Below are 25,396 nucleotides of genomic sequence, written 5' to 3'. Positions count from 1 at the left end.
CTGCAATCACTGTGCTGCGGTGGGCGCGGCACCACTATGCGCAGCTGTGACAACCTGCACCCCAGTCCTCATACAGATTTATGAACCTCTGGCTCATGCCGACCCGCAGTCCGGGGCGACCGGACGGAGAGCGGACCACCTCGGTGCCCGACGGATCGATGCTTATCCATCCCGCCGGAACTCACGAGCGTTGCTTCTCCCCAGGGCTCCCCGATCGGCGTCGACAGCGACAGCGACTGCGCCTCACCTCACTCGGAGCGAGCTCAGGAGGCCGCTACCCTCGGAAACTCACAGCCCGGCGACCCCGTTGCCGATCAGGATCAGGCCGAGGATCAGAAGAACCGCCGCCATGATCACCGTGTGTTGGCGGGTCATCCACTCGTCGGTGACCGCGAGCGCCCGGTCGGCACGGTCGGCGAACACGCCGCGCACCACGGGCGGGGCAGCCACCCCCAGACTGGCTACGACCGCGAAGACGATCAGCGCCACGATCTGTTCGGGAACGCGCGCAGTCGCGTCCGCGATCACCACCGCGCCGGCTGCGACCAGGGCGAGGTTCTTCGGATTCGCCGCCGCAAACAGGAACCCGAGAGCCAGAGCCCGTCGAGCGGTCATGGTCTGCGCGGCCGCCATCCATCCGGGCACGGTGGATTCCTCTCCCGGCTGCGGCCGCGAGTACCACTTCCGGACGGCCAGGAAGACCAGCACGACTCCCAGCACGAGTTTCGCAGCAGCGGCCCACCAGGTGGGCTCGTCGGACAGCATGATCACATCCGCCACCGCGACGACCACGGCGCCCACCACGAGCAGACCCGCGAACCAGCCGCCGACGAAGGCATAGGAGACGCGCAGCGGCCGCTTGGTGACCAAGAGCACCGACAGCATCACTATCGGCATCGCCGCCAGCAGCAGGCCGACCGCAATCGGCAGGGACTGCCCGATCGCACCTGCCATGAGCCACCCCTCGGATCGCCGATCATCGATCTCCGACGAAGAGTAGTCGCATCCCCGTCCGGTGGAGACGGACAAGGTCGCGCGGTCTCCTCCGGGCCGACACCCAGTCCTCCGCGACGCGGATCTTGTCCCCCTGTCTCTGCCACCCCGCCCGTCCCAGGCGTCCGAATCACCCGTTGGGGAACATGAAGCACACATACGGTCCGGTACACCCCGGTCGTGCCACCGACGGGACGTGCACGCTCGGCACCGCACACCGAACGGCCGGTGTCACGCAGGCCGGGTCGCGTCGCGGCGCCGGGCATCGAGCGGAACCACCGTGCCTCGGCAGGTGATCGGCTCATCCGCAGGCCGGGCCAGGGCGACGCGCAGCCGAGACAGTGCGCGGTGCTGTCCGAGCCGGACCGCGCCGGGCGTGATGTGCAGGACGGCGGCGGTTTCCGCCGTCGACATGCCGTGGACGACCCGCAGATGCAGGATGTCGCGTTGCCTGTCGGTCAGGACGTCCAGCAGCGCATCGATGCGACGCCGCTCGTAGTGGCGCCGTGCGTGGGTTTCGGGAGCCTCCGGTCCCCACGGTACGTCGGGAACGTCTCCGACCGGTGCTGCGTTCCGTGGATCCGACCGCACGGCATCAGGATTCCCGGGGTCGAGCGCAGCGGTGCGCTGCTCGATCCAGGGCCGCATCGTGTCCGCACTCGATCGTAGGGAGTCGGACGGAAGCCCGTCGTTCACAGGAGCTGTCATCGAGTCGTGCCTTTCCTTGCTGTGACATGACGCATCGCGTCCGTCCACGCACCCACACAACCGGACGTTCGCCCGGCGCCCATGGGAGTGCGCCGTGGATCTGCTGGGAACTGCGTCTGCGGCGAACCCGGCAGGCGTCGGAGACACCGGTCACCGGGGTGTCGATGTCACTGCGGTACCGGAGATCCGCCGCCGAGCCCGCAGGGGACCGTTTCGTCCTGTGTCAGCACGTCGAACACTCGGCTCTTCGCATTGTCGCGGGTGGTGACGACGACCTGGTCCCACGGGCTCCCGGCCGTGGCGTCGTCCTCGTCGGTGAGGTGCGATCGCAGAACGGTCCATCGATGCCAGTGCCGCGCGAACGACGACTCGTTCACAACGCGCCCGCGAGCGTGCTGCCCGGCTTGCGCGACATCGCGGGGTACGTCGAGGAAGACGAGCACCGGCGTCCAGCCTCGCCGCCGCGCCAGGCGAGCCGTCCAGTCGCGTCGGCGGCTGCGTGTGGCGGTGTCGTGAACGGCCACAGGCCCTTCGCTCCTGTGCGGTCCGGCCAGGAGAGTGCGCATCACGTCGAGGGTGTGCATGAGATGGACGAGTGGCCGATACCGGCGATACGGCAGGGCCGGCGGAAGCGCGGCGGCGAGGCCTTCGGCACGGCGTTCCGGATCGAGAACGGTCAGACCCGGGATGTCGTGCTCGATCCGGCGAAGCAGGGTGCTCTTACCCGCTCCGGGAATGCCACCGACCATCAGGAAGACGGCACCGGTGTCGCGCCCGGACGGATGTGCCAGGCGGGAGACCGTCGGAGCTGAAGCGGCTATGACGATTCCTTTCCCCGCGAACAGGTTCGCGATCGATTCTGCCGTCTCCAGAATGCCGGCACGGACTGGGTCACCGCTGAGACCTTCCTGAGGTCCGGCTGTGAAACCGGGCCGCACCGCGCGGCCCGCCTCTCATGCCTCGGCCGGTCCCCTGTCAGGCAGCTCAGCAGTCACGCAGCTCAGCAGTCACGCAGCTCAACTGTCACGCAGCTCCGCGAGCGCAGCGGTGCGCTGCTCGATCCAGGACCGCATCGAGTCCGCACTCGATCGGAGCGAATCGGCCGGGAGCCCGTCGCTCACCGGAACGGTCGCGACGAGGGTGTCGAGCATCTCGAGGGCGCGTCCGCTGCCGTACATCTGGTCGTACAGTTCCCGGTAGGCGTCCTCGTAGACGCCGGTGAAGGCATCGGATCCGAGAAACCGTGTCTTCAGCGCATTGCCGGACTGCATCCGGCCATCTCCCGGGGGCGCGGCTGCGTCCGAGGGCATCGCGCGCGGCTGAGCCACCGCGCCGACGCCGGCGGGTGGGGTACCGCGGCCGTCCTGCCCGGCGCCGCCCCTCGCTTCGGGGCCCATCGAGACGGTGTCGTGCGGGCCGGTCGTGGCGTCACCTTGCATGGCAAGGTTCAGGTCCCACGACACGACGGAGAGCCTGCCCGTCCCGAGGTCGTACCAGAGGTAGTAGTTCTGGCCCGGCCCGCTCATGTCGTCGCCGTTGACGAGCAGATTCTGTGTGGCGACGTACCGCGCGAACGAGTCCACGTCCACCCACTCCGACAAGTGTGCGTCGAACTCCTCGTCGCCCGCCGAATCCAGCCACTCCAGGAAGCGGACGATCGGCTGCAGGTTCCCCGTCCCGACCGCGTTGATCTGCTCGAACTGGTCGGCGTAGTCCGACTGGTCGTCGCCGACATACTCGAACCGCGACGACGCATCCGCCTTGTACAGATAGCCTTCGGAGTCGAACAGGGAGTTCGCATAGGTGTCGTCGGGATGTTCGAGCAGCAGGCGCGTGGTGGTGGCGCTGCCGTTGACCGAATAGACCGTGTACGCGTAACGCTGTGTCGGCTGCTCGGTCTCCGCGGTCAGCGACAAGGCCATCGCCTCGTTGAGCACGGGCGAACCGGGGCGCACCGAGATCTCGGTCATGCCCTGGTAGGCGCGGCCGTCGGCGTTCTCGTCGAAGCTGACGAGCAGCGGCAGCGACGTCGGATCGTCCGCGGTCCCCTGCGACATGCCGCCCGTGGCCGGCGGCTCGAATCCTTCGGGCAGCTCCAGCCCCGCCGGTGGTGCGACGCCCTGACCGCCGACGCGAGTATCGGTGCCGCGCAATCCCATCAGGGTGGAGTTGCCCTTCAATCGCACCGAGACGTCGGTGATCAGCGTGCCGTCGAGGGTGACGTCGGCGGTGACCCACTTCTTCTCGCCGGTGCTCTGGAAGGCGGTGATCATCTCGTCGTACTCCGCGTCGGTGATCTCGACCGAGAGTTCGTGCGGGACAGAGGCGTCGAACAGGTCCACCGTGCCGGTGATGTTGTCGGTGATCTCCGAGGCGATGATCGTCGGGTCGCCGGTGAGGTACGGCCGGATGCCGGTCGCCCCGAACACGGTCGCCAGGATCGTCACGAACGCGACGAACACCGCCAGAAGTTTCCAGTGCTGTCGTAACGACACCGGGATCCGGTGCCGGAGCCGTCGTCGCGGTGGCGGCTGTCCGCCGGTCGGCGTCCCGCCCATCAGATGTCCGTCTGGTCGTAGCCGGTCAGGACCGTCACCCGCTGACCGGTGTTGACCGCGCTCAGGGCCGAGATCAGCTCGTTCGGCTTCGCGTCCTTCTTCAGCTGCGCGGTGTAGTACAACTCGGTCAGCGCCCCGGAGCGGACGGATTCGGTGGAGACCAGCTCGAACTCGGTGCAGTACCGGACGAGCTCGTCTTCGACCATCGCGCTGTACTGCTGCTCCGGCGGTACCTGCACCTTGACGACCTGGCGCCGGACGTCGAGCTCGAACCAGTTGAACTTGCTCATGATCAGCAGCACCAGGCAGATCGCGATCGTCGCGGCGATCGCCAGCAGGTAGAAGCGGGTGCCGGTGGTCATGCCGACGGCCATCACCAGGAAGATGAAGCCCACATCGCGAGTCTCCTTGATGGCGTTGCGGAACCGAACCACCGACAGGGCGCCGACGAGTGTGAACGCGCGGGCGATGTTGGAGCCGACGACCAGCATGATCAGCGCGATCACCATGCCGACCAGTACCAGGGTCTGCACGTAGGACTGGCTGTAGGAGACGTTCTTGTGGGTGTGCCGGTAGACCCAGCCGATGATCGAGGCGAGGACGAACGACAGTGACAGCGACACGATGATGTCGAACGTGGTGAACGTCCCGCTGAGGTCTTGCAGGTCGAAATTCATGAGAGTCCTGGTTCGGTGTAGGGACGGGAACAGGGCGGCAGGTCAGGGCACCGTCGTCGTGGTTTCGAGGAGGCCGGTCGGCACACGGCCGTCGAAGCCTTGCGGCAGAACGAGTTCGGGAGCGCCGAACCGTGAGCGGGGCGCGAGACCGAACGCCTCGACGGACTGGCAGTACTTCGAGACGCGGACGACCGACATGTCCATGCGGGCAGTGAGATCGGTCGCCCAGTACGGAACGCGTTCGTTGGCCTTGAGTTCGACGATCGCGAGTTTCGGCGGCACGACGAACCGGTTCTGCGCTCCCGACGCGAAGCCGAAATCGCGGTCGCGGCCGTGCACCTTGTGGTCGATCGTCACTCGGAGGCCGAGGTCGGCCTCGCGGCCGACGAACGCCTCCCGCAGATATCCCGTGGTCACGATCGGTCGCAGGTCGAGATTGCCGATCAACGTCGTCACCTCGTGGACGAATGGACGCTGCGGGGGATCACAGCCGACCTCCTGCCGTCCGTCGAGCCAGCGCTGCGCCGTCCCGTACGGCATCGCGATGCGCCGCTTCTGGGTGACCCGGTTGACGCGCTGCTTGATCTCGATGTGCACCGGCGTGTCGTGGGTGCATTCGGAAGGGTTGCCGTACAGACGCATCCGCAGTTTTCGCCGGAATCTCAGGCCCTCGATCTTCTCCCAGTAGAACCGCAGGTCCGGCGTGTCGTAGTAGAGCGAGGTGACCGGGTACCCGCCGTGGGGAGAATACGGATCGGTGTCCATCCGTGCCGTGAGTTCCCGGCGCAGGTCGGGAACCTTCAGTTCGTCGACGAAGTACTTGATCTCGTAGCGGTTGAAGGCATGCAGGCTACCGGCGGTCTGCCGGTAGCCCGTCGGTGCGGTGGGAACGGCGTCAGTCGGGGGCATGTCCTGCGGGGTGGACGTGCGGAATCGGTCGAACATTCCCATGGAACCCGGCCTCTCGTCGAAGAACTGCGCTGCGGTGAACGCGATGCGAACGAGACCAGTACAGCCGGTGACTCTCGAGGGATCTTGGGACGTTCCTGGCAGTCTGCTGGCAACGTGCCGGGATCGGGACTCGTACCCGCGACACGAATCGACGAACGCACCGACGACCGCTGTCGCGTACGGCTGCGAAGTGCGCGGCCGTGCGGCACCGACGAAGGCCGTCCCGCGCGTCGTCAGGTTCCGGCGGGCCGGATCCCCAGGACGCGGTGCCACCAGCGTCGACGCGGCGGCTCGGCGGTGTACTCACGCAGCGCTGCGGCCGCCGCCGCAGCCCGCTCGGCCCGTTGCGACCGCAGCTCCGCCCGATCTGTGGCCCACTGCCGGACCACCTCCTCCGGGTCGACCCGGTGGATGGGAACCAGGGGACCGCTCGGTGCGCGCAGGCAGTCCACGATTCGCCGGTTCAGCTCCCGGACGATCTGCCGCACCGCCGGCTCGGTGGGCACGTCGCGCACGGTGTCGCGCAGCCGCTCGACCTCCCTGCGCAGCTGCAGCGGGGGTGGCAGCAGGGCCTCGGTCGACAGTCCTTCCCGGCGCAGGTAGTCCTTGACCCACCACAGCTCGTCGTCGCTGCGGTGCGGAATCGGCTTGCCCGCTCCGCGCAGGTTGTCGAAGTCGCCCCGCTCCTGCGCGACGCGGATCTGGCGTTCGATCCACGACTCGAAGGTGATGTCCGGCCGCTTGCGCTCGGTCATGGAGGCGATTGTCCTCCGCGAGGCGCCGGGTTTCACGCTCGGCGGGTCACCGGGACCGTTGCGGACACGCCGATCGGGTCGGGGACAGAGAGCGTCGAGAGCAGGCGCCAGCGGCCGCACGCGCAGCGCTGGTATCGCACGATGCCTTCGCTCGTCGGGTGGCGGGAGACCTCGGTCCAGTGGTGGCTGTGGGATGTCTGCATGCCACCCAGCGTGATGTAATGACATTGTGCATCTCAACCCTTACGGCGAGTACGCCGTGCGCCTCGCCGCGGATCTGGTGAACGACCCACCCGCGACCGTCGACGCGCTGGTGCGCCGCTGCCTCGAAGCGGGCCTGGTGATCGACTTTTCCGTCGGTGCCGGCGACCTGCGCGACGTCGAGGCGATGCTCGTGCGATGGTGTGGCGTCGTCGACGCGACCGGTGACGCCGAGCGTGCTGCGCTCGTCAACGAGATGCTGGCCGCCGCTTCGGCGTATCCGCGTATGACGAATCACGCGGGCGACGGTTGGCACCTGCACTACCGGGACGATCAGCATTCGCTCGCCGGGGTGCTCGAGGCGCTGATCTCTGTCGGTACGGCTCTGCACCTGGTGGGCCGGGGCATGCACCGACTCGGCCGCTGCGCCCTCGACGAGTGCGACGACGTCTACGCGGACACCTCCCGGAACGGGCGGCAGCGGTACTGTTCGCCGCGGTGCGCGAACCGCGACGCCGTGCGCCGGCACCGCGCCGTGCGCGCCGTCTGACCCGCGCCGTGCGCGCCGTCTGAACCGCGCCGTGCGCGCCGTCTGAACCGCGCCGTGCGCGCCGTCTGACCCGCGCCGTGCGCGCCGGGTGAGCCGGGCTCAGCGCGGCGCGGTGCCGACGACGACGGTCGCGAAGTCGTCGTCGCTGTGTACCACCTGAGGGGCCAGCCCGCTGCGGTCGAAGCACGCGGCGATCCCGTCGGCCTGCTGCTCGCTCGACTCGACCAGCAGATGCCCGCCCGGTGCGAGCCATCGCCCGGCCGCGGCCGCCACCCTGCGCAGCACGTCGAGTCCGTCGGCGCCCCCGTCGAGTGCGATGCGGGCTTCGTGCTCCCGGGCGTCGGCGGGCAGTAGCGCCAGGTCCGACGTCGGGACGTACGGCACGTTCGCGAGCAGAAGGTGGACGCGCCCGCGCAGCCCCGCGGGCAGCGGGCCGTAGAGGTCGCCCTCGTACACGTGACCGCCGAGCGCGGCGAGATTGCGGCGCGCGCACTGCACCGCCGCCGGATCGAGATCCGCCGCATGCAGTTCCACCTCGGCGACGGCCGCCGTCACGGCGGCGCCGAGCGCCCCGGACCCGCAGCACAGGTCGACGACGACGGCGCCGGGCACGGCGAGCGCGACGGCGCGGTCGACGAGGAACTCGCTGCGCCGGCGCGGGACGAAGACCCCGGGGGCCACGTGGATGCGCAGGCCGCGGAACTCGGTCCAGCCGAGAACGTGTTCGAGCGGTTCGCCGGCCGCACGCCGGCGAACCGAGTCGGCGAGGTCGCCGGGCGTCCGGGCGGCGTCGATCAGCAGCCGGGCCTCGTCCTCCGCGAACACGCACCCCGCGCGTCGCAGGGTGGCGGCGACGGCGGTGACGTCCGGCGGGGGCGGCATGCGGTGGTGCCCGGCGTCGGGTCTCAGTCGGCGAGATCCTTGTATTCGGGATGCTTGTCGATGAAGCCGTCGACGAACGGGCAGATCGCCACGACGCGCTTCCCGCGGGCGCGGACGTCGTCGAGCGCGAATCGCACGAGTGTGCTCGACAGGCCCCGGCCCGAGTAGGCGTTGTCGACCTCGGTGTGGTCGAACACGAGCTGGACGTCGCCGTCGGGGTGGTACTGGGTGTAGCCGACGACGTTGTCGCCGTCGCGCAGTTCGTAACGCTGTTGCTGCGGATTGTGGACGGCAACGACGGACGGTTCGCTCATGGCATTCCTCCGGCTGTTCAGGTGTTCTCGAGCAGGTGCGTGCGCATCGCGGTGTACGTGTCCCCGAAGCGGGTCACGTCCTGGGGACCGAGCAGGTCGAACACGTAGGAGCGTACGGCCTCGACGTGCCCGGGACTGGCCTGGGCCAGCTTCGTGGCGCCGGCGTCGGTGAGTTCGGCCAGCGTGCCGCGCTTGTCCTCGTCGCATTCGACGCGCCGGACCCAGCCGGCGTCGACGAGGCGGCTGATCGCGCGGGTGACGCCGCTGCGGGTCGTCACGACGGCGTCGGCGAGCGCGCGCATGCGCAGCCGCCGGCCGGGGGCCTCCGAAAGCGCGACCAGCAGTTCGTAGTCGGTGAGGGACATGCCGGAGTCCCGGGTGAGCTGCCGGTCCAGGGCATTCATCAGCAGACGGGTGCTGTCGAGGTAGGCGCGCCAGGTGCGCTGCTCGTCGTCGCTGAGCCACCGGGTCTTCGTCATCAGTCGAGGATAACCGGATGGTTGCTCAGGAAATCAGTTCGGCGTCACTCCTGCGGGGGACGGACCGGGTGCCGGCTGACGATGGAGACCCGGTTGAACGTGTTCATCGCCACGGCCACCCACGCGATCGCGGAGAGCTGGTCCTCGGTGAGGCGGGCGCGGGCGAAGGCGTAGTCCCGGTCCTGGGTACGACTGTCGGGCAGCTCGGTGATCGATTCGGCGAGGGTGAGGGCGGCCTGCTCCTGCTCGTTGAACAGGTCGGTGTCCCGCCAGGCCCGCAACACCGCCAGCCGCTGAGTGGTCTCGCCCTCGCGCAGGGCGTCCCGGACGTGCACGTCCAGGCAGTAGGCGCAGCCGTTGATCTGGGAGACGCGGATGTTCACCAGCTCCACGAGCCGACGCCCGAGTCCGGCGTCGGCCGTGGCCTGGCGTATCGCTTGGGCGACCGCGATCTGCGCCCGGTACACCGGGCGGGACTGCTTGTCGATCGCGACGCGCTTGTCGCTCACTCCGGCGGTGAGACGTGCACAGAGATGTAGAGGGGTTCGCCGAGCTGCTCGAGCAGGCCCAACTGGGTTTCCAGGTAGTCGATGTGCTCTTCCTCGTTCGCGAGGATCTCCTCGAAGATGCGGGCCGAGGTGATGTCGTGGACCGAACGCATGTACTCGGCGCCCTTGCGGAGCCGGTCGCGGGCCTCGATCTCGACCTGCAGGTCGGCCTCGAACATCTCCTTGACCGTCTCGCCGAGCCGCAGCGTGCCCAGGCGCTGGTAGTTGGGCAGGCCCTCGAGGAACAGGATCCGGTCGGTGAGGGTTTCGGCGTGCCGCATCTCCTCGAAGGATTCGGCGCGGGTGTGCGCGGCGAGCTTCGTCCAACCGTTGTTGTCCTGCATCTTCGAGTGCAGGAAGTACTGGTTGATCGCCGTGAGCTCGGCGGTGAGCTGCTCGTTGAGGTACTCGATGACCTTCTTGTCGCCCTTCATGGCGCCTCCCGGGGACCGAACGCGGATCGACCGCCGGGTATTGGGTCTAGACGGCGGTCTCGAGTTCGATCCTCTCATCCCGGTCGCGGGATGCGCGAACGATCGCCGAGATATTCCGGACGCAGCGTCCGCAGTCGGTGCCCGCGCGGCAGGCCGCCCCGATCTCGCGTGTGCAGCGCGCGCCGGCAGCGATGTGGGCCTCGATGTGCCGGTGCGAGAGAGCGTGGCAGCTGCAGACGATCATCGAGGCCCTCCTGGACGTACTACTTAGGTTCACCAAACCTTACCTCACTGAGGTGTGGCTTACCTGTGATGGTAGTCACAGTCCGGCGGTGGGCGCCCCGGGCAAGTGCCCAGTCCCGACCCAGGGCGCCCGGGCTCAGTGCTGCTGGGACTGCAGCTGCGACGCCACCACCTGGTTGATCCGCTGCAGACCACCGGGGGTCAGACCGGGCAGCTGCCCTTCGATCGTCCGGACGACCGCGCTGTCGTCGATCACCTTCTCGCTGGACTGGATGAGCACGGTCCCGGCGCCCGTGAAGTCGAACTGCCGTTCCTCCCCGGACTGCACGCCGAACATGCGCGCCCCGGCGGCCACGAAGCCGTTGACCCAGGCCTCGTCGTAGTGATGGCTCGGTGACGGGCAGTCGGCCCAGCCGACGAGCGCCTCGGGGTCGACCCGCAGGGGCGGCTCGGCGAACATCACCGGCCCGTTCGACGAGGCGAGGAACTTACCCGTCCCGATCAGGGTGAGAAAGCCCGGCACGATCGACTGGTTCAGCGACAATCCCGGCTCGAACGCGAGCAGGTTCGCGGCCCGGATGGTCAGATTCCCGTCGTCGAGGTCGTAGGAGTTGATGTCGTAGCCCCGGTCGCCGAGGATCAGCTTCCCGTACCCCTCGGCGACGACGTAGTCACCCATGTACAGCGGCGCCGAGAACTGATGCGCGACCATCTGCAGCAGCTGCCCCTGCAGTCCGTGCGTGAGCGAGGTGAACTGCACCTGCCCGTAGTAGGCGATCATCGCGCCCTTGGACAGGAACCACGGGCTCTGCAGGTCGATGCAGAAGGCGTAGTGATTGCCGGGCAGGTTGTCGCTGCCGACGAGATGAGAGGGATTGAGGACGACGCTCACAGTTTCTCCTCGGACGCTTGCACGTAGACGATGCCCTGACCGGTGCATTCGAGCTGAAGACCCTCGCCGCCGCTGCGGCCGGCGTTGCGCCAGCTCATGGCGGACTTCAGTTCCGTCCGCACCGGTCCGGACGCGGCGATGAACGACTGCGGGTCGACGACGACCGGGGCCGGACCGCCCACCTGCAGTTCGAGGAAGCCGCCGTGCCCGAGCAGCACCGCGGTGCCGCGCCCCGACAGCTGGGTGGTGAACATGCCGCTGCCGGTCACCATGCCCGTCGCGGCGTTGCGCAGCGCGCCGAGGAAACCGCCGCCCCCGCCGCCACCGCCCGCCGGCGGCGCCGACATCGACACCACCGAACTCTGCAGGCTCGCGGTGTAGCCGAGCAGCCGCGACGCCTCCACCCGCAGCTCACCGCCGGCGGACAGGTCCACCACGTGCACCTCGAGGCCGCGGAAGCCGTAGTGGACGACGCCGTTGCCCTGCGCGAGCATCGTGCGTTCGTGCTCGCCTTGCATCATCCGTCCCGCCATTCCGGCGATCCCGCCCATGCCCGGCATCCCGCCGGCGCCGGGCACCTGATGCGGAGCGAACTGCACCATGCCCGTATAGAACAGCATCGCCCCGCGGCGGGCGACGACCGGACCGGACTGGTTCAGATCGACCTTGACGACCTTGCCGTTGATCTTCGAGAACATGCTCTCCCTCACCGCTCCGCCGGCTGGATGGACACGACGCCCATGCCGTCCCACCGCAGCGAGAACGCCTCGCCGCTGCCCTGCCCGACGAACGTGCGCCACGAGACGTCGGTGACGAACGACTGGCTCAGCTGTCCCTTCGCGCACACGAACGCGTCCGGGTCGACGACGAGCGGATATTGCGGGGAGACCTCGAGGTGGATCAGTGGACCGCCGGCCGAGAGCAGCGCCACCTGCCCGCTGCCGGTTACCGTCGTGGTGAACAGGCCCTGGCCGCTCATGTTGCCGCGCACCCCGGCGAACGTGACGTTCGTGCCGAGGTTTCCGTTCAGGGCGAGCAGTTGCTCCGATTCGACCTGCAGTGTCTCGTTGTTCAACTCGAGCACCGTGACGTCCTGCCCCTGGTGGGCGAGATAGACCACGCCGTTGCCGCTGCACTCCATCAGCGACAGACCCTCCCCGGTGGCCCGCTGGCGCAGTCCGGCCAGCACGCCCTCGCCCCCGCCGAACCCGGCCGACTTGAACTGCACCTGGCCCTCGTACGCCACCATCGACCCCGACAGTGCCCGGACACTGGTGTTGTTCAGGTGCGCCTCTATGACCCGTTTCGATTTCTCGACCAGTCGCATGCGGGAAGACGATAGACGCTCGGCCGCCGGTTCGCCCTTCCGGCTCGGCGCCCGGTGGCGCGGACACTCCACAATGTATGCGTGCCCGATGCTCCCGACCGGTCCCTGCTCGGCCGTGCCTTCGCAGTGCTGGGCGCGTTCACCGCCGAGCGGCCGCGCCTGACCCAGTCGGAACTGAGCCGCCGGACCGGACTGCCCCTGCCGACGGTGTTCCGGTTGTGCGGTCAGCTCGTCGACGCCGGAGCGCTCGAGCGCCGGGCGGACGGCAGCTACCAGATCGGGGTGCGGGTGTGGGAACTCGGTGCCCTCGCGCCGCGGGCTCACGGTCTGCGCCAGGTGGCGATGCCCTATCTCGAGGACCTGTTCGACGCGACGCGGGAGAACGTGCAACTCGTCGTCCGCGAGGGGCTCGAGGCCCTGTACGTGGAGCGGCTCTCGGCGCGCGGTGCCGTGCCCGTCGTCGGCCGGGCCGGTGGCCGGCTGCCCCTGCACGCGTCGAGCGGTGGGTTGGTGCTGCTCGCCCACGGCGGGCCGGAGCTGCTGCAGGAGGTGCTCGATGCCGGACTCGAACGGTTCACCCCCGCCACGATCGTCGACGAGTCCCGGCTGCGGCGGGTGCTCGACGACATCCGTCGGACCGGTGTCGTGATCGCCCGTGAGTACCTGAACGTCGGCACGATGGCGATGGCGGCGCCCATCCGGGAACGCTCGGGCCGGGTCGTCGCCGCGGTGTCGGTGGTGGTGTCGGTCGAGGCGGATGCCGCGCCGCTGATCCCGGCGATGCGGGCCGCCGCCAGCGGCATCTCCCGCAGGCTGACCTGAAAGCCGTCTTTCGGTGAGTGAAAGCGGGGGGTGACGACGTGGTCCTTCCTCCCGGACAGTGAGGGGCATCACCGATCGTCCCCGTTTCCGAGGAGTCTTCCCATGAGCGAGTCCCGCACCCAGGTCGCGATCGTCGGCGCCGGCCCTGCCGGCCTGATGCTGTCGCACCTGCTGCATCTGCGCGGCATCGAGTCCGTCGTGCTCGAGGCGCGCTCCCGGGAGGACATCGAGGCCACCATCCGTGCGGGCGTGCTCGAGCAGAACACCGTCGACCTGATGGTCGAAACCGGGGTCGGCGACCGGCTGAAGGCCGAGGGGTACGAGCACCACGGCGTGGAGTTCCGTTTCGGCGGCCGAGGGCACCGCATCGCGTTCGACGAACTCGTCGGCCGTGCGGTCACCGTCTACCCGCAGCACGAGGTCAACAAGGACCTCATCGCGCGCCGCCTCGCCGACGGTGGCGACATCCGCTTCGGGGTCACCGACGTGCAGGTCCACGATCACCTCACCGATCGGCCCTACCTCACCTACACCGACCCGCAGGGCAACTCGCAGCGTCTCGATGCCCGGCTCGTCGCCGGATGCGACGGCTCGCGCACCAGCACCCGCGGTCTCATCCCCGAGCCGCAGATCCGCACCGACCACTTCCGTCAGTACCCGTTCGCGTGGCTCGGCATCCTCGCCGAGGCGCCGCGCTCCTCCGAGGAGCTGATCTACGCGCGGCACGAGCGTGGCTTCGCGCTCGTCTCGACCCGGACCGCCGACGTGCAGCGGCACTACCTGCAGGTCGATCCGGACGACGACATCGCGAACTGGTCCGACGACCGCATCTGGGGCGAACTGCACGCCCGGGTCGACGGGGAGGGTGCCGAGATCAAGGACGGCCGGATCTTCGAGAAGTCGATCCTGCAGTTCCGCAGCTTCGTGTGCGAACCCATGCAGCACGGCAACCTGTTCCTCGCCGGCGACGCCGCGCACACCGTCCCGCCCACCGGCGCCAAGGGCCTCAACCTCGCAGTCGCCGACGTCTTCGTGCTCGCCCGGTCGATGGACGAGTACCTCGCCCGCGGCGACCGCGCCCGGCTCGACGGCTACACCGAAGAGGTCCTCCCGCGCGTGTGGCGGGCCCAGCACTTCTCGTGGTGGATGTCGTCGATGCTGCACACCCACCCGGGCAACAGCCCGTTCGACAACAAGCGGCAGGACGCCGAGCTCGACGCGGTCACCCGCTCCGTCGCAGGACGCACCCTGATCGCCGAGCAGTACACCGGCTGGCCGCTGGTCTGAGACGCGGGAGTTCGCTGCGCGGTCCGCTCGGCGTCGGCCGACCGGTCGCGCCGAGCGGGCCGTGACTGCGGCATCGGCCGAGTAGCCCCGACGACAAGCTCCCGCTGGACGCGGCATCCGTCAGTACGACGCGCGGCCGCCACTCGCGTCGTACACGGCGCCGGTCGAGAAGCTCAGCGCGTCCGAGGACAGCCAGGCGACGAGTTCGGCGATCTCGTCGGGCCGGCCCATCCGGGCCATCGGCGTCAGGCTCTGCGACCGGGCCAGGATCGCCGGATCCGTTCCGGCGTTCATCGGGCTCTCCACCGCCGCGGGCGCAACCACGTTGGCAAGCACCCCGGTGGTCGCGATCTCCTTGCCGAGCGACTTCGTCAGCGCGATCACCGCGGCCTTGGACGCGGAGTAGGCGCTCTGGTTCGGGTTGCCGTCCTTGGCGGCGATGCTCGCCAGGTTCACCACCCGGCCCCAGCCGGCGTCGATCATGGCGGGCACGAAGGCGCGGCACATGAGGAACGTACCGTCGACGTTGATGCGGAACGTCCGCTGCCAGTCCGTCAGGGCGGTGTCGACGAGCGGGGCCGACGGACCCACCACGCCGGCGCTGTTGACGAGGATGTCGACCCGTCCCAGGCGTGCGCGCAGCCGGTCGACGGCCTGGGGATCGGTGACGTCGACGTGCTCGTCGGCACCGTCCGCGACGTCGGCGGTGACGACCCGGATGCGTTCGGCGGACAGCCGCCTCGCGCAGGCCGCACCGATTCCGCTCGCCCCGCCGGTGACGAGCGCGGTCGCGCCCGAGGGATAGGTCACCATGCGCTCGCTCCTCGCGGGTGTGCCGGTAGTAGTCTGAATCCATGTGCGAAATCGAAACAATCGACGACGCACCATGTATGGATCTGGATATACGGCTGTAGGCGCAGCCGTCAAGTCCCCGGAGGGATCGAGATGGAGATCCGCTGGCTTCAGGCCTTCGTCGCCGTCGCTGAGGAACTGCACTTCGGGCGGGCGGCCGCCCGCTTGCAGATGGCGCAGTCGCCGCTGAGCCAGACGGTGCGCAAGCTCGAGAAGGACCTCGGTGTGCCGTTGTTCGAACGCAATACGCGCAGCGTCGCTCTCGCGGCCGGGGGGCATGCCTTCCTGCCCCACGCCTACCACATTCTCGAAAGCGTCGAGACGGCACGACAGGCCACGCGCGCGTCCGCCGGCGGAGTGTACGGCCGCATCAAGATCGGGTTCACCGGTGTGCTGAACCATATTTCGCTCCCCCCGTTGACGCGGGCGCTGCGGCAGCGGTACCCGGACATCGAACTCGATCTCGTCGGCCGCATCATGACCCGTGAGGCTGTCACCCAACTGGAAAGCGGCGCATTGGATCTCGCGTTCGTCGGGCTGCCGGTCCAGTCCACGGCGGTGGCCACCCGGCTGATCCGCCGCGAGTCGTTCGGCGCCGTGCTGCCCTCCGACCACCCGCTCGCCGGGGAGGCGGAGATCGACCTGCACGACCTCGCGGACGACGGCTTCATCACCACGCCGTTGTCGGCGGGGTCGGCCCTGCAGGAGAGCGCCATGCGGGCCTGCCTCGACGCCGGATTCCGCCCGCGCGTGGTCCAGGAGATCACCGACCCGTACATGATCCTGGTGCTCGTCTCGGCCGGTGTGGGAGTGGCGCTGATGACGTCGAGCATCGCGACGATCACGCCGCCGGGCACGGTCTTCGTCCCTCTCGCCGACGAATCCGTCTACATGCACCACGGGATCGGCTGGTCACCGCGCCGCGTGTCCCCGGCGCTCGAAGTCGCCTTGCGGGTTGCCGAGGAGATCCTTCCCACCCCCGATTGAGACGACAATCGTCTTTATCTGAGACTTTTTCAGTGTTGGACGCTGCATAGTGCGGCGTGTCAGGCTCGTTCCGTTCCGGCGACTGTGAGGGCCATCACCGAAGGCCGACTCGGCGTCCGTCGGATCCTGGGACGAAAGGAACGCCATGGCGAACACACACGCTGCCGGCCCCGACGGACGACCGAACGAGAACGCCCGCCGGGCGGCCATCTCCGGTTTCCTGGGCAGCACCCTGGAGTACTACGACTTCTTCATCTACGGCTCTGCCGCAGCGCTCGTCTTCGGGAAGATCTTCTTCCCCGGCGACGGAGCGACGTCGACGCTGCTGTCGATCGGCACCCTCGGCGTCGCCTACATCGCCCGCCCGCTCGGCGCGGTGCTGTGGGGGCACTGGGGCGACAAGTTCGGCCGGCGCAACGCCCTGCTGGCCTGCCTGCTGCTGATGGGCATCGCCACGTTCGTGATCGGCTGCCTGCCCACCTACGAACAGATCGGCATCGCCGCACCGGTGATCTTGGTGCTGCTGCGCCTGCTGCAGGGCCTGTCGGCCGGCGGTGAATCCCCGGGCTCGTCGTCCCTGACACTCGAGCACGCCCCGGCGAACCGGCGCTCGTTCTTCACGTCGTTCACCATGAGTGGCATCATGTTCGGCATCGTCATCTCGAGCCTCGTGTTCATCCCGGTGGCGTCGCTTCCCGACGAGGCGCTCTACTCGTGGGGCTGGCGGGTGCCGTTCTGGCTCAGCATCGTCGTCACGGTGGTCGCGGTGTGGCTGCGCCGCAAGCTCGACGAACCCGAGGTGTTCGAGGAGCTCCAGGAGAACGGCGACACCGCCGCCCTCCCCGTCGTCGAGATGTTCCGGTCGCACTGGCGCACCGTCGTGCGGATCAGCCTCAGCGCCACGTTCGCCATGATCAACACGATCGTCAACGTCTTCGCGCTCGCCTACGCCGTGCAGGTCGAAGGCTTCGAGCGCTCCACGATGCTGTGGGCGATCGCCACCGCCAACTTCGTGGCGGTGCTCAGCCAGCCCGTCGCCGGGCTGCTCGCCGACCGGATCGGCCGCAAGCCGGTGTTCGTGTTCGGTGCCCTCGGCTCCGGCGCGATGGTGTTCGTCTTCTTCCACGCCATCGGAACCGGAAGCGCGCCATTGGTGTTCGCCTCGGGAATCGTCCTGATCGGTTTCTTCTACGCCATGCCGAACGGTGTCTACCCGGCCTACTTCCCGGAGCAGTTCCCGGCGCGGGTGCGCTACACCGGCATGGCCGTGAGCCTCATGCTGGGTCTGCTCGTCGCCGGATTCACCCCCGCCGTCGCGCAGCTGCTCTCGGCGGGCGACACCAGCAACTGGACCCCGGTCGCCTGGATGTGCCTGGGCTTCGCGGTGCTGTCGTCGATCGCCGCCCTCACCGGGCCGGAGACCTACCGCACCCGCACCGAGGACCTGGGCGAGCCTCGCCCGGCGTCAGTGGCGCGACCGGCGCAGGAACTCGTCCGCAGCGACGTCTGACCGGCCACCGAGCCCCGGCGCCCGAGGCGCCGGGGCCACGGCCCGTCCCATCCCGTAGGAGTAACCGTGACCCCGTCCACCGCCCGCCACCGCATCCGGCTCGTGGGGGCAGGCATCGCCTCGTCCCTGTCGCCGGCCCTCCACGCGCGCGAGGCCGCCGCACTCGGCCTGACCGACTACCGCTACGAACTGCTCGACCTCGAGGCGGAGAACGTACCCGCCGAACGCACCGGGGACCTGGTGCGCTCCGCCGTCGCCGACGGCTGCACCGGGCTGAACATCACCCACCCGTGCAAGCAGGTCGTCCTGCCGGTCCTCGACGATCTGTCCGACAACGCCCGTCTGCTCGGCGCGGTCAACACCGTCGTCGTCCGGAACGGGCGCCTGATCGGCCACAACACGGACCACAGTGGATTCCTCACGGCGCTGCGGCGCGGGTTGCCGGCCGCCGCGCTGGATGCGGTCGTGCTGGTCGGTGCGGGCGGCGCCGGCTCGGCCGTGGCGTACGCGCTCGCCGCCGCGGGTGTCGCGGACCTGCGGATCGCCGACGTCGACACCGTTCGCGCCGCGGACGTCTGCGCACGACTGTCGGCCGCCTTCCCCTCGACACGGGCCACGGCTCTGCCGGTGGAGGCGATCCCGGCCGCCCTGCGCACGTGCACCGGGGTGGTCAACGCCTCGCCGATCGGCATGGTCGGCCACTCGGGAACGCCGTTCGACGTCGCTGCCCTGCACCCCCGGCTGTGGGTCGCGGACATCGTCTACCGGCCGATCCGAACCGAACTGATCTCCGCCGCCGCGGTTCTCGGCTGTGACGTGCTCGACGGCGGACAGATGCTCGTCGCCCAGGCCGCCGACACGTTCGCGTTGCTCACCGGCATCGACCCCGACGCGGACCGCATGCGACGTCACCTCGACGAGCTGCTGTCGAACCAGGTCCTCGCCACGCACCAGGAGGCACGATGACCACCACCCCCGCGTTCGCGCGGCCCCTGGACATGGGTCCCGTCCGGTTGCGCAACCGCTTCGTGTCGGCGCCGATGGAACGCAACTACTGCGAACCCGACGGCTCGATGACCGACGCCTACATCGCCTATCTCGAACGACGTGCCGCCGGCGGTGCCGCGCTCGTCTTCACCGAGGCGAGCTATGTGCGGGCCGACGGCAAGGGCCGCATCCGGCAGATGGGGGTCGACGTCGACGACCGCATCCCCGGCATCGCCCGGCTCGCCGAGGCGGTGCACGCGCACGGCGCGCTGCTCGGGGTCGAGCTCAACCACGGTGGCCGCACCGCGCAGGGAGCGGTCAGCGGGTTCGTCCCGGTGGCCCCCACCCCGATCCCGTGCGCGGTGGTCGGCGGCGAGATGCCCGAGCAACTCGACGGCGACGACATCGAGCACATCGTCGAGTGTTTCGGTGAGGCCGCCGCGCGCTGCGCGGAGGCCGGCGTCGATGTGATCTCCCTGCACGGCGGCCACGGCTATCTCATCCACCAATTCCTCTCGCCCGCATACAACCACCGCGACGACGAGTGGGCCGACCCGGCACTGTTCCTCAACCGGGTCATCGATGCGGTCCGCGCCATGGCACCGGGTATCGCTCTGGGACTGCGCTTCTCGGCGTTCGAGGCGGTCGACGGCGGGCTCGATGCGCAGACGACCCGCGAGCGTATCGACGCGGTCGACACGCACCGCCTGGACTTCCTCGACGTCTCGGCGGGCAACTACGAGTCGGGGCAGTGGATCATCCAGCCGGGGGAATGGCAGCGCGGTCTGCTCGCCCCCTACGCCGAACCGTATGCCCGCGACTTCGCCATCCCGGTGGGCGTCGCCGGCCGGATCAACACCCCCGAGACGGCGGAACACATCATCGCCTCCGGCCGCGCCGATTTCGTGAGCCTGGCCCGGACGCTGCACGCCGACCCGGACTTCCCGAACCGGGCGCTGGACGGAGGCCGCTACCGGCCCTGCATCGCCTGCAACTTCTGCATCGACAACCTTGCCGCAGGGCCGATTCCGTGTTCGGTCAACCCCTGGGTCGGCCGCGAGCTCGAGCAGCCGACGAAACCGGCCGAGACCCCGGTGCGGGTCGCCGTCGTGGGCGGCGGCCCGGCCGGTACGGCGGCAGCGCGCGAGCTCGCCCTGGCGGGCCACAGCGTCGACCTCTACGACGAGCGCGACACCCTGGGCGGCGACTTCGCGCTGGCCTCCCGGCTGCACGAGTACCCGGAGTACCACCGGATCGTCGACTGGTACCGCGACGAACTGGCCGACCTCGATGTCACCTGCCACACCGGCACTCGGGTCGACGCCGCGACCCTGGCGCCGCTCGGCTTCGACGCGGTGGTGCTCGCCACCGGCGGACGCGGGCCCGCGATCGACATCCCCGGCGCCCACACCCGGTCGATCCGCGACGTGCGGGAGTTTCTCGCCTCCGGAGACCCTGCGCCCGAGGCGATCACGATCTTCGGTGCCGACCGGGAGGCCGCGGCCGTGGCCGACGATCTGCTCCGGCGCGGGACGACGGTCGTGCTGATCGGCCCCCAGGAGACGATCGCGCACGACGTCGGCCGCCGGGCGAAGATCGTCCTGTTGCCCCGGCTCGCGGCGAGCGAACGCCTCACCACACACCTGTCGTCGATCGTCACCCGGATCGAACCCGAGCACGTGGTCGTCTCGACGAACGGGCGCGAACGCACCGTCGCCGCACCCGGTGAGCTGCTCGTCTCGCACGGCATCGAGCCGCGCACCGACCTGCTGGCCGATCTGCGCCGGCTCGAGCCCCGCCTCGGCGTGCACTGCGTCGGCGACGCGAGCGGCGACGGCGGATCGATCCAGGCCGCGCTCGTCACCGCCGCCGACGTCGCCGTCCGGATCACCGAGGCCGCCGATTCGCGCGGGGGAGCCGACGCATGAGCGCGGAGACCACCGCACCCGCGCCCGATTCCGTCCGCACCGCACTGCCGCGCCTGGGCCTGGGCACCTGGCCGCTCGTCGGGCCCGACGCCACCCGCGCCGTGCTCACCGGCATCGAGGCCGGCTACCGGCTGATCGACACGGCCGCGATCTACGGGAACGAGGACGCCGTCGGTGCCGCCCTCGCCACCTGCGGCGTGCCCCGCGAGGACCTGTTCGTCACCACGAAACTCCGCGGCAGCGACCATGTGTCCGGGGACGTCCGCGGCGCCGTGGAGCGCAGCCTCGAGCGCCTGGGCCTCGAGCGGCTCGACCTGTTCCTGATCCACTGGCCGCTGCCGCGGTTCGACCGGTATGCCGCGGCGTTCGAGGCCATGCTCGAGTGCCGCGACGCCGGGCTCGTGCGCTACGTGGGGGTGTCCAACTTCCTCGGTCACCACCTGCGCAGGGTGGTGGCCGAGACCGGGGAGGCGCCCGCCGTCAACCAGATCCAGATGGACCCGTCGCTGGTCCGGCTGCCCGTCCGCCGCGCGAACGACGAACTCGGCGTGTTCACGCAGTCGTGGAGCCCGCTCGGCCGCGGCGAGGTGCTCGCGGCCCCCGCCGTCGCCTCGATCGCGGACCGCATCGGCTGCACCCGTGCGCAGGTCGTGCTGGCCTGGCACCTCGCGCAGGGCGTCGTGCCGGTCGCGCGGTCGGCGAATCCGACGCGTCAGGCCGAGAATCTGGGCGCCGTCGACGTGGCACTCACGGCAGCGGACGTCGCCGCGCTGAACCGGCTGGACCGCGGCGAAGCCGCAGCCCGGGACGTCGAACGAGAGGAGCACTTCTGATGGCCCTCCGCGCAGGCATCGTCGGATGCGGAAAGATCGCGGGCAACCACGCGCACGCGCTGCAGCAGGTGCCCGGCGTCGAGGTCGTCGCGTGCTGCGATCCCGACCTGGAGCGCGCCCGCGCCTTCGCCGCCCGGCACGGTATCGCTCACGCCGTCGGATCGGTGGACGAGCTGTTCGGGCTCGGCCTCGACGCCTGCACCGTGTGCACCCCGCACCCCGTGCACGAACAGATCGTCGTCGCCGCGGCCGAGGCCGGGATCCACGTGCTGTGCGAGAAGCCGATCGCGGTGGACGTGGCCGCGGCCGACCGGATGATCGCGGCCGCCGACCGCGCGGGCATCACCTTCGGGGTGTTGTTCCAGCGCCGATTCTGGCCCGCGGCCCGCCGCATCAAGGCGGCGATCGAGGACGGCCGTCTCGGCGTGCCCGTTCTCGGGGAGGTGTCGGTGCTCCTGCACCGCCCGTCCCGCTACTACTCGGCCGACGCGTGGCGCGGGCGGTGGGACACCGACGGCGGCGGCGTCCTGATGACGCAGGCCGTCCATCAGATCGACATGCTTCAGTGGTTCATGGGCGAACCGGTCCGCGTCGGCGGGTTCGTCGGCACCCGCTTCCACGGCGAGCACATCGAAACCGAGGACACGGCCTCGGCCGTCGTCTCGTTCGCCTCCGGCGGCACCGCGACGATCACCGCCACCACCGGCGCCGGCCACAACCTCGGCAACCGCGTCACGGTGATCGGCGCAACCGGGGCGATCGCGAGCGTCCTCGAGTTCCCGGAGGGGCGGGAGGGCGTCAACGAGCTGTGGACCGTGCCGGGCGAGGTGGAGCTGAGGTCTCCGTATTCGCCGGCTGTCGACGCCAACCTCGACGTCCGCGACATCAACGCCGGGCTCACCGACTTCCACACCCTGCAGGTCCAGGACTTCGCCGAGGCGGTGCTGACCGGGCGCCGGCCCGCGGTGACCGGCCGCGACGCCCGCGCCTCACTGGCCGTCGTCGCCGCGATCTACGAATCCTCCCGCACCGGCAGAGTCGTCGAACTCGCGCCCGCACCCACCCCCGTCCCGTCCGGCAAGGAGCCCCGATGAACCCCGCCACAGTGTCCGAATCCCTCACCTACGACGTCGTCGTCGTCGGATCCGGTGCCGGCGGGCTGTCCGCGGCCGTGGCCGCCGCCCACGGGGGCGCCTCCGTGCTCGTCGTCGAGAAGGCGGACGTGTGCGGCGGCGCCACCGCCTGGTCGGGTGGATGGATGTGGACACCGCGGAACCTGTTCGCCCACGCCGACGGTGTGCACGAGGACCGCGCGCAGCCGCGCCGCTACCTCGAACACCGGCTCGGGGACGAGTTCGATGCCGCCAAGGTGGATGCCTTCCTCGACGGCGCCCCCGAGATGGTCGAATTCTTCGAACGTCACACGGCGCTGCAGTTCGTCCCCGGTGCCGCCATCGCCGACATCCACGGTGACACGCCCGGCGCGGGCACGGGACACCGATCCGTCGCGCCGAAGCCGGTGAGCCTGCGCCGCCTCGGATCCGACGTCGCCGCGCTGCTGCGACGGCAGCTGTACGAGACCTCGTTCCTCGGCATGGGCATCATGGCCGGCCCGGACCTGCAGGCCTTCCTGCACTCGACCCGCTCCGGCCGCGCGTTCGTGCACTGTGCACGACGGGTCTCGACCCACATGCTCGACCTCGCCACCGAGCGCCGCGGCCAGCAACTGGTCAACGGCACCGCACTCGTGGGCCGGCTGCTGCGCTCCGCCCTCGACGCCGGCGTCGACATCCGGGTCGCCACCGCCGCCACCGCACTCGTCACCGACCCGTCCGGGCGCGTCACCGGAGTCCGGATCGACGGTCCCGGCGGTGCGCGTACCGTGTCCGCCCGCCGCGGTGTCGTCCTCGCCACCGGCGGGTTCACCCACGACATCGACCGGCGACGAGAGCTGTTCCCGCGGACTCCGACCGGACGCGAACACTGGACGCTCACCCCGCCGACGACGACCGGCGACGGCATCTCACTGGGCGAATCCGTCGGCGGCCGCCTCGACCGCTCCCTCGCGTCACCGGTGGCGTACTGTCCCGTCTCCTTGGTCCGCTACCGCAACGGCAAGCAGGGGGTGTTCCCGCACATCCTGGACCGCGGAAAGCCCGGCGTCATCGGGGTGCTCGCCGACGGGCGCCGCTTCGTCAACGAGGCGCTCGGCTACCACGACTACACCCTGGCCATGATCGAACAGGTGCCGGACGGCGAGGAGGTGTGCTCCTGGCTGATCGCCGACCAGCAGTACCTGCGGTACTTCCCGCTCGGCATGGCCAAGCCCTTCCCGATCCCCACCTGGCCCTACCTGCGATCCGGATACCTCTCGAAGGGGCGCACGATCCGCGACCTCGCGGAGAAGATCGGCGTCGACCCGGACGGGCTCGAGAAGACCGTCACCGCGTTCAACGAGAGCGCCCGAGTCGGGGAGGATCCCGAATTCGGCCGTGGCACCACACCGTTCAACGTCAAGTCCGGCGACGCGGACAACCCGTGGCCGAACCCGTCCCTCGCCCCGCTCGAACGCGGTCCCTTCTACGCCGTCAAGGTCGTCCCGGGCAGTTTCGGCACGTTCGCCGGCCTGGTCACCGACTCGTCGTCGCGGGTGCTGAACGGCGACGACCGGCCGATCGACGGGCTGTTCGCGGTCGGTGTCGACCAGTCCAGCGTGATGGGCGGCCACTACCCCTCCGGCGGAATCAATCTGGGCCCGGCAATGACCTTCGGGTACCTGACCGGACGCCGACTCGCCTCGACCACAGGAGCCACCCGATGAGCACCCCGCTCGGCCTCGCCGCCCTCACCGTCCTCGACACACCGCCGCTGCAGCACGTCGACCTCGCCGAGCGGCACGGCTTCGACACGATCGGACTGCGTCTGCTGCCCGCAGCGCCCGGCACCACCGCCTATCCACTGCACGAGGACGACGCCGCGCTGTCCGCACTCGTCCGGCGGCTGAACGATTCTCCGGTCGAGGTGTTCGATCTCGAGATCATCCGGATCGGACCGGATTTCGACGCGACGGCGTACGTGCCGCTGCTCGAGGCCGGGGCCCGGCTCGGGGCGAAGGCGGTGCTCGTCGGCGGCGACGACCGCGACCGTAGCCGTCTCACCGACTCGTACGCGCGGCTGGCGGAACTGTGCGCCTCCTACGGCATCGTCGCGAGCCTCGAATTCATGCCGTGGACCGCGGTTCCCGACGCGAAGACCGCGGTGGAGATCGTCGGGCAGGCCGACGGCCCGGCCCGCAGCGTCCTCGTCGACGCGCTGCACGTCGCGCGTTCGGCCACGTCCCTCGAGGACCTGGCCGCGATTCCGCGCGAGTGGCTGCACTATGCCCAGATGTGCGACGGCTCGGTTCCCGCCCCGCGTGACCACGCGGAGCTGATCCGGCACGCCCGCGAGGAACGCCTGGTGCCGGGGTCGGGGGGCATCGACCTGCCGGCGATCTGGTCCGCCCTCCCGGCGGGGCTGCCGGTGAGCATCGAGTTGCCGAACGAGCCGTTGCGCCGAGCGGTCGGCACGGACGTCTGGCTCGAGCAACTGATCACGGCGGCCAGGGCCGTACTGGGCCGGGTCCCGGCCGCCGCGACCGTCGAGTAGCTGAGCCGCACAGCAGAATTCGCTCGGTAC

At 69.8% G+C, this 25,396-nt stretch carries 29 protein-coding genes; 11 read left to right on the top strand and 18 right to left on the bottom strand.

The features are described 5' to 3' along the window. Positions 1 to 288: 288 nt before the first annotated feature. The 8 genes from QYS60_RS06215 to QYS60_RS06180 all read right to left on the bottom strand — a co-directional run bounded on the left by QYS60_RS06215 (position 289) and on the right by QYS60_RS06180 (position 6,845). Positions 289 to 954, bottom strand: coding sequence for a GAP family protein (locus QYS60_RS06215; protein WP_371382676.1), 666 nt, complete (start codon positions 952 to 954; stop codon positions 289 to 291). 270 nt (positions 955 to 1,224) lie between these two features. Beyond that, entirely contained in the window at positions 1,225 to 1,701 is a 477-nt protein-coding gene (locus QYS60_RS06210; RefSeq protein ID WP_308072115.1) for a sigma-70 family RNA polymerase sigma factor, read from the bottom strand. A gap of 167 nt (positions 1,702 to 1,868) precedes the next feature. Continuing rightward, positions 1,869 to 2,450 (bottom strand): AAA family ATPase, encoded by a 582-nt coding sequence (locus QYS60_RS06205; RefSeq protein ID WP_308072114.1) that lies wholly within the window; start codon positions 2,448 to 2,450, stop codon positions 1,869 to 1,871. A gap of 267 nt (positions 2,451 to 2,717) precedes the next feature. Continuing rightward, the gene (locus tag QYS60_RS06200) at positions 2,718 to 4,163 is read right to left on the bottom strand and encodes a CotH kinase family protein (RefSeq protein ID WP_371382688.1); all 1,446 of its coding nucleotides are present in this window, start codon (positions 4,161 to 4,163) and stop codon (positions 2,718 to 2,720) included. A 95-nt stretch (positions 4,164 to 4,258) separates the two neighbouring features. Continuing rightward, a complete protein-coding gene (locus QYS60_RS06195; RefSeq protein ID WP_371382675.1) occupies positions 4,259 to 4,936 on the bottom strand; it encodes a DUF4956 domain-containing protein in 678 nt (225 codons plus the stop codon). A 42-nt stretch (positions 4,937 to 4,978) separates the two neighbouring features. Continuing rightward, a complete protein-coding gene (locus QYS60_RS06190) occupies positions 4,979 to 5,887 on the bottom strand; it encodes a polyphosphate polymerase domain-containing protein (protein ID WP_371382674.1) in 909 nt (302 codons plus the stop codon). Between the two features lie 233 nt (positions 5,888 to 6,120). Next, positions 6,121 to 6,642 (bottom strand): DUF1992 domain-containing protein, encoded by a 522-nt coding sequence (locus tag QYS60_RS06185; RefSeq protein ID WP_371382673.1) that lies wholly within the window; start codon positions 6,640 to 6,642, stop codon positions 6,121 to 6,123. Positions 6,643 to 6,674: 32 nt separating this feature from the next. Further along, positions 6,675 to 6,845, bottom strand: coding sequence for a hypothetical protein (locus tag QYS60_RS06180; RefSeq protein WP_191902546.1), 171 nt, complete (start codon positions 6,843 to 6,845; stop codon positions 6,675 to 6,677). Between the two features lie 26 nt (positions 6,846 to 6,871). Here QYS60_RS06180 and QYS60_RS06175 point away from each other — a divergent pair, with 26 nt between their 5' ends. After that, the gene (locus QYS60_RS06175) at positions 6,872 to 7,393 is read left to right on the top strand and encodes a CGNR zinc finger domain-containing protein (RefSeq protein WP_371382672.1); all 522 of its coding nucleotides are present in this window, start codon (positions 6,872 to 6,874) and stop codon (positions 7,391 to 7,393) included. A 99-nt stretch (positions 7,394 to 7,492) separates the two neighbouring features. Here the strand turns inward: QYS60_RS06175 and QYS60_RS06170 are convergent, their stop codons facing one another. The 9 genes from QYS60_RS06170 to QYS60_RS06130 form a co-directional block, all read right to left on the bottom strand. Then, entirely contained in the window at positions 7,493 to 8,275 is a 783-nt protein-coding gene (locus QYS60_RS06170) for a putative protein N(5)-glutamine methyltransferase (RefSeq protein ID WP_371382671.1), read from the bottom strand. Positions 8,276 to 8,298: 23 nt separating this feature from the next. After that, positions 8,299 to 8,589: a GNAT family N-acetyltransferase gene (locus QYS60_RS06165; RefSeq protein WP_003938720.1), complete on the bottom strand. Its 291-nt coding sequence runs from the start codon at positions 8,587 to 8,589 to the stop codon at positions 8,299 to 8,301. Between the two features lie 17 nt (positions 8,590 to 8,606). After that, positions 8,607 to 9,068, bottom strand: coding sequence for a MarR family winged helix-turn-helix transcriptional regulator (locus QYS60_RS06160; protein ID WP_054373541.1), 462 nt, complete (start codon positions 9,066 to 9,068; stop codon positions 8,607 to 8,609). A gap of 44 nt (positions 9,069 to 9,112) precedes the next feature. Beyond that, entirely contained in the window at positions 9,113 to 9,577 is a 465-nt protein-coding gene (locus QYS60_RS06155; protein ID WP_371382669.1) for a carboxymuconolactone decarboxylase family protein, read from the bottom strand. Then, positions 9,574 to 10,050: a bacterioferritin gene (gene bfr, locus QYS60_RS06150; protein ID WP_003938723.1), complete on the bottom strand. Its 477-nt coding sequence runs from the start codon at positions 10,048 to 10,050 to the stop codon at positions 9,574 to 9,576. The genes QYS60_RS06155 and bfr overlap by 4 nt, the downstream gene beginning before the upstream one ends. Before the next feature lie 46 nt (positions 10,051 to 10,096). Then, the gene (locus QYS60_RS06145; RefSeq protein WP_003938724.1) at positions 10,097 to 10,294 is read right to left on the bottom strand and encodes a bacterioferritin-associated ferredoxin; all 198 of its coding nucleotides are present in this window, start codon (positions 10,292 to 10,294) and stop codon (positions 10,097 to 10,099) included. A gap of 135 nt (positions 10,295 to 10,429) precedes the next feature. Then, complete coding sequence (locus QYS60_RS06140) at positions 10,430 to 11,233, bottom strand: AIM24 family protein (RefSeq protein ID WP_371382668.1); 804 nt, start codon at positions 11,231 to 11,233, stop codon at positions 10,430 to 10,432. Then, a complete protein-coding gene (locus tag QYS60_RS06135) occupies positions 11,182 to 11,883 on the bottom strand; it encodes an AIM24 family protein (RefSeq protein WP_371382667.1) in 702 nt (233 codons plus the stop codon). The genes QYS60_RS06140 and QYS60_RS06135 overlap by 52 nt, the downstream gene beginning before the upstream one ends. A gap of 8 nt (positions 11,884 to 11,891) precedes the next feature. Further along, a complete protein-coding gene (locus QYS60_RS06130) occupies positions 11,892 to 12,512 on the bottom strand; it encodes an AIM24 family protein (protein WP_003938727.1) in 621 nt (206 codons plus the stop codon). Positions 12,513 to 12,593: 81 nt separating this feature from the next. Between QYS60_RS06130 and QYS60_RS06125 the strand changes: the two genes are divergently transcribed. Further along, a complete protein-coding gene (locus tag QYS60_RS06125) occupies positions 12,594 to 13,334 on the top strand; it encodes an IclR family transcriptional regulator (RefSeq protein WP_119700171.1) in 741 nt (246 codons plus the stop codon). A gap of 102 nt (positions 13,335 to 13,436) precedes the next feature. Beyond that, a complete protein-coding gene (locus QYS60_RS06120; RefSeq protein WP_371382666.1) occupies positions 13,437 to 14,621 on the top strand; it encodes a 4-hydroxybenzoate 3-monooxygenase in 1,185 nt (394 codons plus the stop codon). 120 nt (positions 14,622 to 14,741) lie between these two features. Here the strand turns inward: QYS60_RS06120 and QYS60_RS06115 are convergent, their stop codons facing one another. Next, entirely contained in the window at positions 14,742 to 15,434 is a 693-nt protein-coding gene (locus tag QYS60_RS06115) for an SDR family NAD(P)-dependent oxidoreductase (RefSeq protein WP_371382665.1), read from the bottom strand. Between the two features lie 132 nt (positions 15,435 to 15,566). Between QYS60_RS06115 and QYS60_RS06110 the strand changes: the two genes are divergently transcribed. The 8 genes from QYS60_RS06110 (at position 15,567) to QYS60_RS06075 (ending at position 25,366) form a co-directional block, all read left to right on the top strand. Continuing rightward, on the top strand, positions 15,567 to 16,460 hold the full coding sequence (locus QYS60_RS06110; RefSeq protein WP_017680127.1) for a LysR family transcriptional regulator: 894 nt from the start codon (positions 15,567 to 15,569) through the stop codon (positions 16,458 to 16,460). A gap of 145 nt (positions 16,461 to 16,605) precedes the next feature. Beyond that, entirely contained in the window at positions 16,606 to 17,970 is a 1,365-nt protein-coding gene (locus tag QYS60_RS06105) for an MFS transporter (protein ID WP_040269953.1), read from the top strand. Between the two features lie 66 nt (positions 17,971 to 18,036). Beyond that, a complete protein-coding gene (locus QYS60_RS06100; RefSeq protein ID WP_371382664.1) occupies positions 18,037 to 18,936 on the top strand; it encodes a shikimate dehydrogenase in 900 nt (299 codons plus the stop codon). Beyond that, entirely contained in the window at positions 18,933 to 20,885 is a 1,953-nt protein-coding gene (locus tag QYS60_RS06095) for an FAD-dependent oxidoreductase (RefSeq protein ID WP_371382663.1), read from the top strand. Before QYS60_RS06100 ends, QYS60_RS06095 begins: the two co-directional genes overlap by 4 nt. After that, positions 20,882 to 21,718 (top strand): aldo/keto reductase, encoded by an 837-nt coding sequence (locus tag QYS60_RS06090; RefSeq protein ID WP_371382662.1) that lies wholly within the window; start codon positions 20,882 to 20,884, stop codon positions 21,716 to 21,718. The genes QYS60_RS06095 and QYS60_RS06090 overlap by 4 nt, the downstream gene beginning before the upstream one ends. Next, positions 21,718 to 22,812, top strand: a complete 1,095-nt coding sequence (locus QYS60_RS06085) for a Gfo/Idh/MocA family oxidoreductase (RefSeq protein WP_308072106.1) — start codon at positions 21,718 to 21,720, stop codon at positions 22,810 to 22,812. Before QYS60_RS06090 ends, QYS60_RS06085 begins: the two co-directional genes overlap by 1 nt. Next, positions 22,809 to 24,539 carry an FAD-dependent oxidoreductase gene (locus QYS60_RS06080; protein WP_289377993.1) on the top strand — a complete coding sequence of 577 codons (1,731 nt, stop codon included), beginning with the start codon at positions 22,809 to 22,811 and terminating at the stop codon, positions 24,537 to 24,539. Before QYS60_RS06085 ends, QYS60_RS06080 begins: the two co-directional genes overlap by 4 nt. Continuing rightward, positions 24,536 to 25,366 carry a sugar phosphate isomerase/epimerase gene (locus QYS60_RS06075; RefSeq protein ID WP_289377994.1) on the top strand — a complete coding sequence of 277 codons (831 nt, stop codon included), beginning with the start codon at positions 24,536 to 24,538 and terminating at the stop codon, positions 25,364 to 25,366. Before QYS60_RS06080 ends, QYS60_RS06075 begins: the two co-directional genes overlap by 4 nt. Positions 25,367 to 25,396 lie beyond the last annotated feature (30 nt).

The organism is Rhodococcus sp. GXMU-t2271, assembly GCF_041414735.1.
GTDB classification, from domain to species: Bacteria; Actinomycetota; Actinomycetes; order Mycobacteriales; family Mycobacteriaceae; genus Rhodococcus; species Rhodococcus indonesiensis.
This window is presented reverse-complemented; position numbering and strand designations above follow the sequence as displayed.

Coding starts and splice junctions, on each gene's coding strand:
- QYS60_RS06215 (WP_371382676.1), bottom strand. CDS start 954: ATGGCAGGTGCGATCGGGCAGTCCCTGCCGATTGCGGTCGGCCTGCTG.
- QYS60_RS06210 (WP_308072115.1), bottom strand. CDS start 1,701: ATGACAGCTCCTGTGAACGACGGGCTTCCGTCCGACTCCCTACGATCG.
- QYS60_RS06205 (WP_308072114.1), bottom strand. CDS start 2,450: ATGGTCGGTGGCATTCCCGGAGCGGGTAAGAGCACCCTGCTTCGCCGG.
- QYS60_RS06195 (WP_371382675.1), bottom strand. CDS start 4,936: ATGAATTTCGACCTGCAAGACCTCAGCGGGACGTTCACCACGTTCGAC.
- QYS60_RS06190 (WP_371382674.1), bottom strand. CDS start 5,887: ATGGGAATGTTCGACCGATTCCGCACGTCCACCCCGCAGGACATGCCC.
- QYS60_RS06185 (WP_371382673.1), bottom strand. CDS start 6,642: ATGACCGAGCGCAAGCGGCCGGACATCACCTTCGAGTCGTGGATCGAA.
- QYS60_RS06180 (WP_191902546.1), bottom strand. CDS start 6,845: ATGCAGACATCCCACAGCCACCACTGGACCGAGGTCTCCCGCCACCCG.
- QYS60_RS06170 (WP_371382671.1), bottom strand. CDS start 8,275: ATGCCGCCCCCGCCGGACGTCACCGCCGTCGCCGCCACCCTGCGACGC.
- QYS60_RS06165 (WP_003938720.1), bottom strand. CDS start 8,589: ATGAGCGAACCGTCCGTCGTTGCCGTCCACAATCCGCAGCAACAGCGT.
- QYS60_RS06160 (WP_054373541.1), bottom strand. CDS start 9,068: ATGACGAAGACCCGGTGGCTCAGCGACGACGAGCAGCGCACCTGGCGC.
- bfr (WP_003938723.1), bottom strand. CDS start 10,050: ATGAAGGGCGACAAGAAGGTCATCGAGTACCTCAACGAGCAGCTCACC.
- QYS60_RS06145 (WP_003938724.1), bottom strand. CDS start 10,294: ATGATCGTCTGCAGCTGCCACGCTCTCTCGCACCGGCACATCGAGGCC.
- QYS60_RS06140 (WP_371382668.1), bottom strand. CDS start 11,233: ATGCACCGGTCAGGGCATCGTCTACGTGCAAGCGTCCGAGGAGAAACT.
- QYS60_RS06135 (WP_371382667.1), bottom strand. CDS start 11,883: ATGTTCTCGAAGATCAACGGCAAGGTCGTCAAGGTCGATCTGAACCAG.
- QYS60_RS06130 (WP_003938727.1), bottom strand. CDS start 12,512: ATGCGACTGGTCGAGAAATCGAAACGGGTCATAGAGGCGCACCTGAAC.
- QYS60_RS06120 (WP_371382666.1), top strand. CDS start 13,437: ATGAGCGAGTCCCGCACCCAGGTCGCGATCGTCGGCGCCGGCCCTGCC.
- QYS60_RS06115 (WP_371382665.1), bottom strand. CDS start 15,434: ATGGTGACCTATCCCTCGGGCGCGACCGCGCTCGTCACCGGCGGGGCG.
- QYS60_RS06110 (WP_017680127.1), top strand. CDS start 15,567: ATGGAGATCCGCTGGCTTCAGGCCTTCGTCGCCGTCGCTGAGGAACTG.
- QYS60_RS06105 (WP_040269953.1), top strand. CDS start 16,606: ATGGCGAACACACACGCTGCCGGCCCCGACGGACGACCGAACGAGAAC.
- QYS60_RS06095 (WP_371382663.1), top strand. CDS start 18,933: ATGACCACCACCCCCGCGTTCGCGCGGCCCCTGGACATGGGTCCCGTC.
- QYS60_RS06090 (WP_371382662.1), top strand. CDS start 20,882: ATGAGCGCGGAGACCACCGCACCCGCGCCCGATTCCGTCCGCACCGCA.
- QYS60_RS06085 (WP_308072106.1), top strand. CDS start 21,718: ATGGCCCTCCGCGCAGGCATCGTCGGATGCGGAAAGATCGCGGGCAAC.
- QYS60_RS06080 (WP_289377993.1), top strand. CDS start 22,809: ATGAACCCCGCCACAGTGTCCGAATCCCTCACCTACGACGTCGTCGTC.
- QYS60_RS06075 (WP_289377994.1), top strand. CDS start 24,536: ATGAGCACCCCGCTCGGCCTCGCCGCCCTCACCGTCCTCGACACACCG.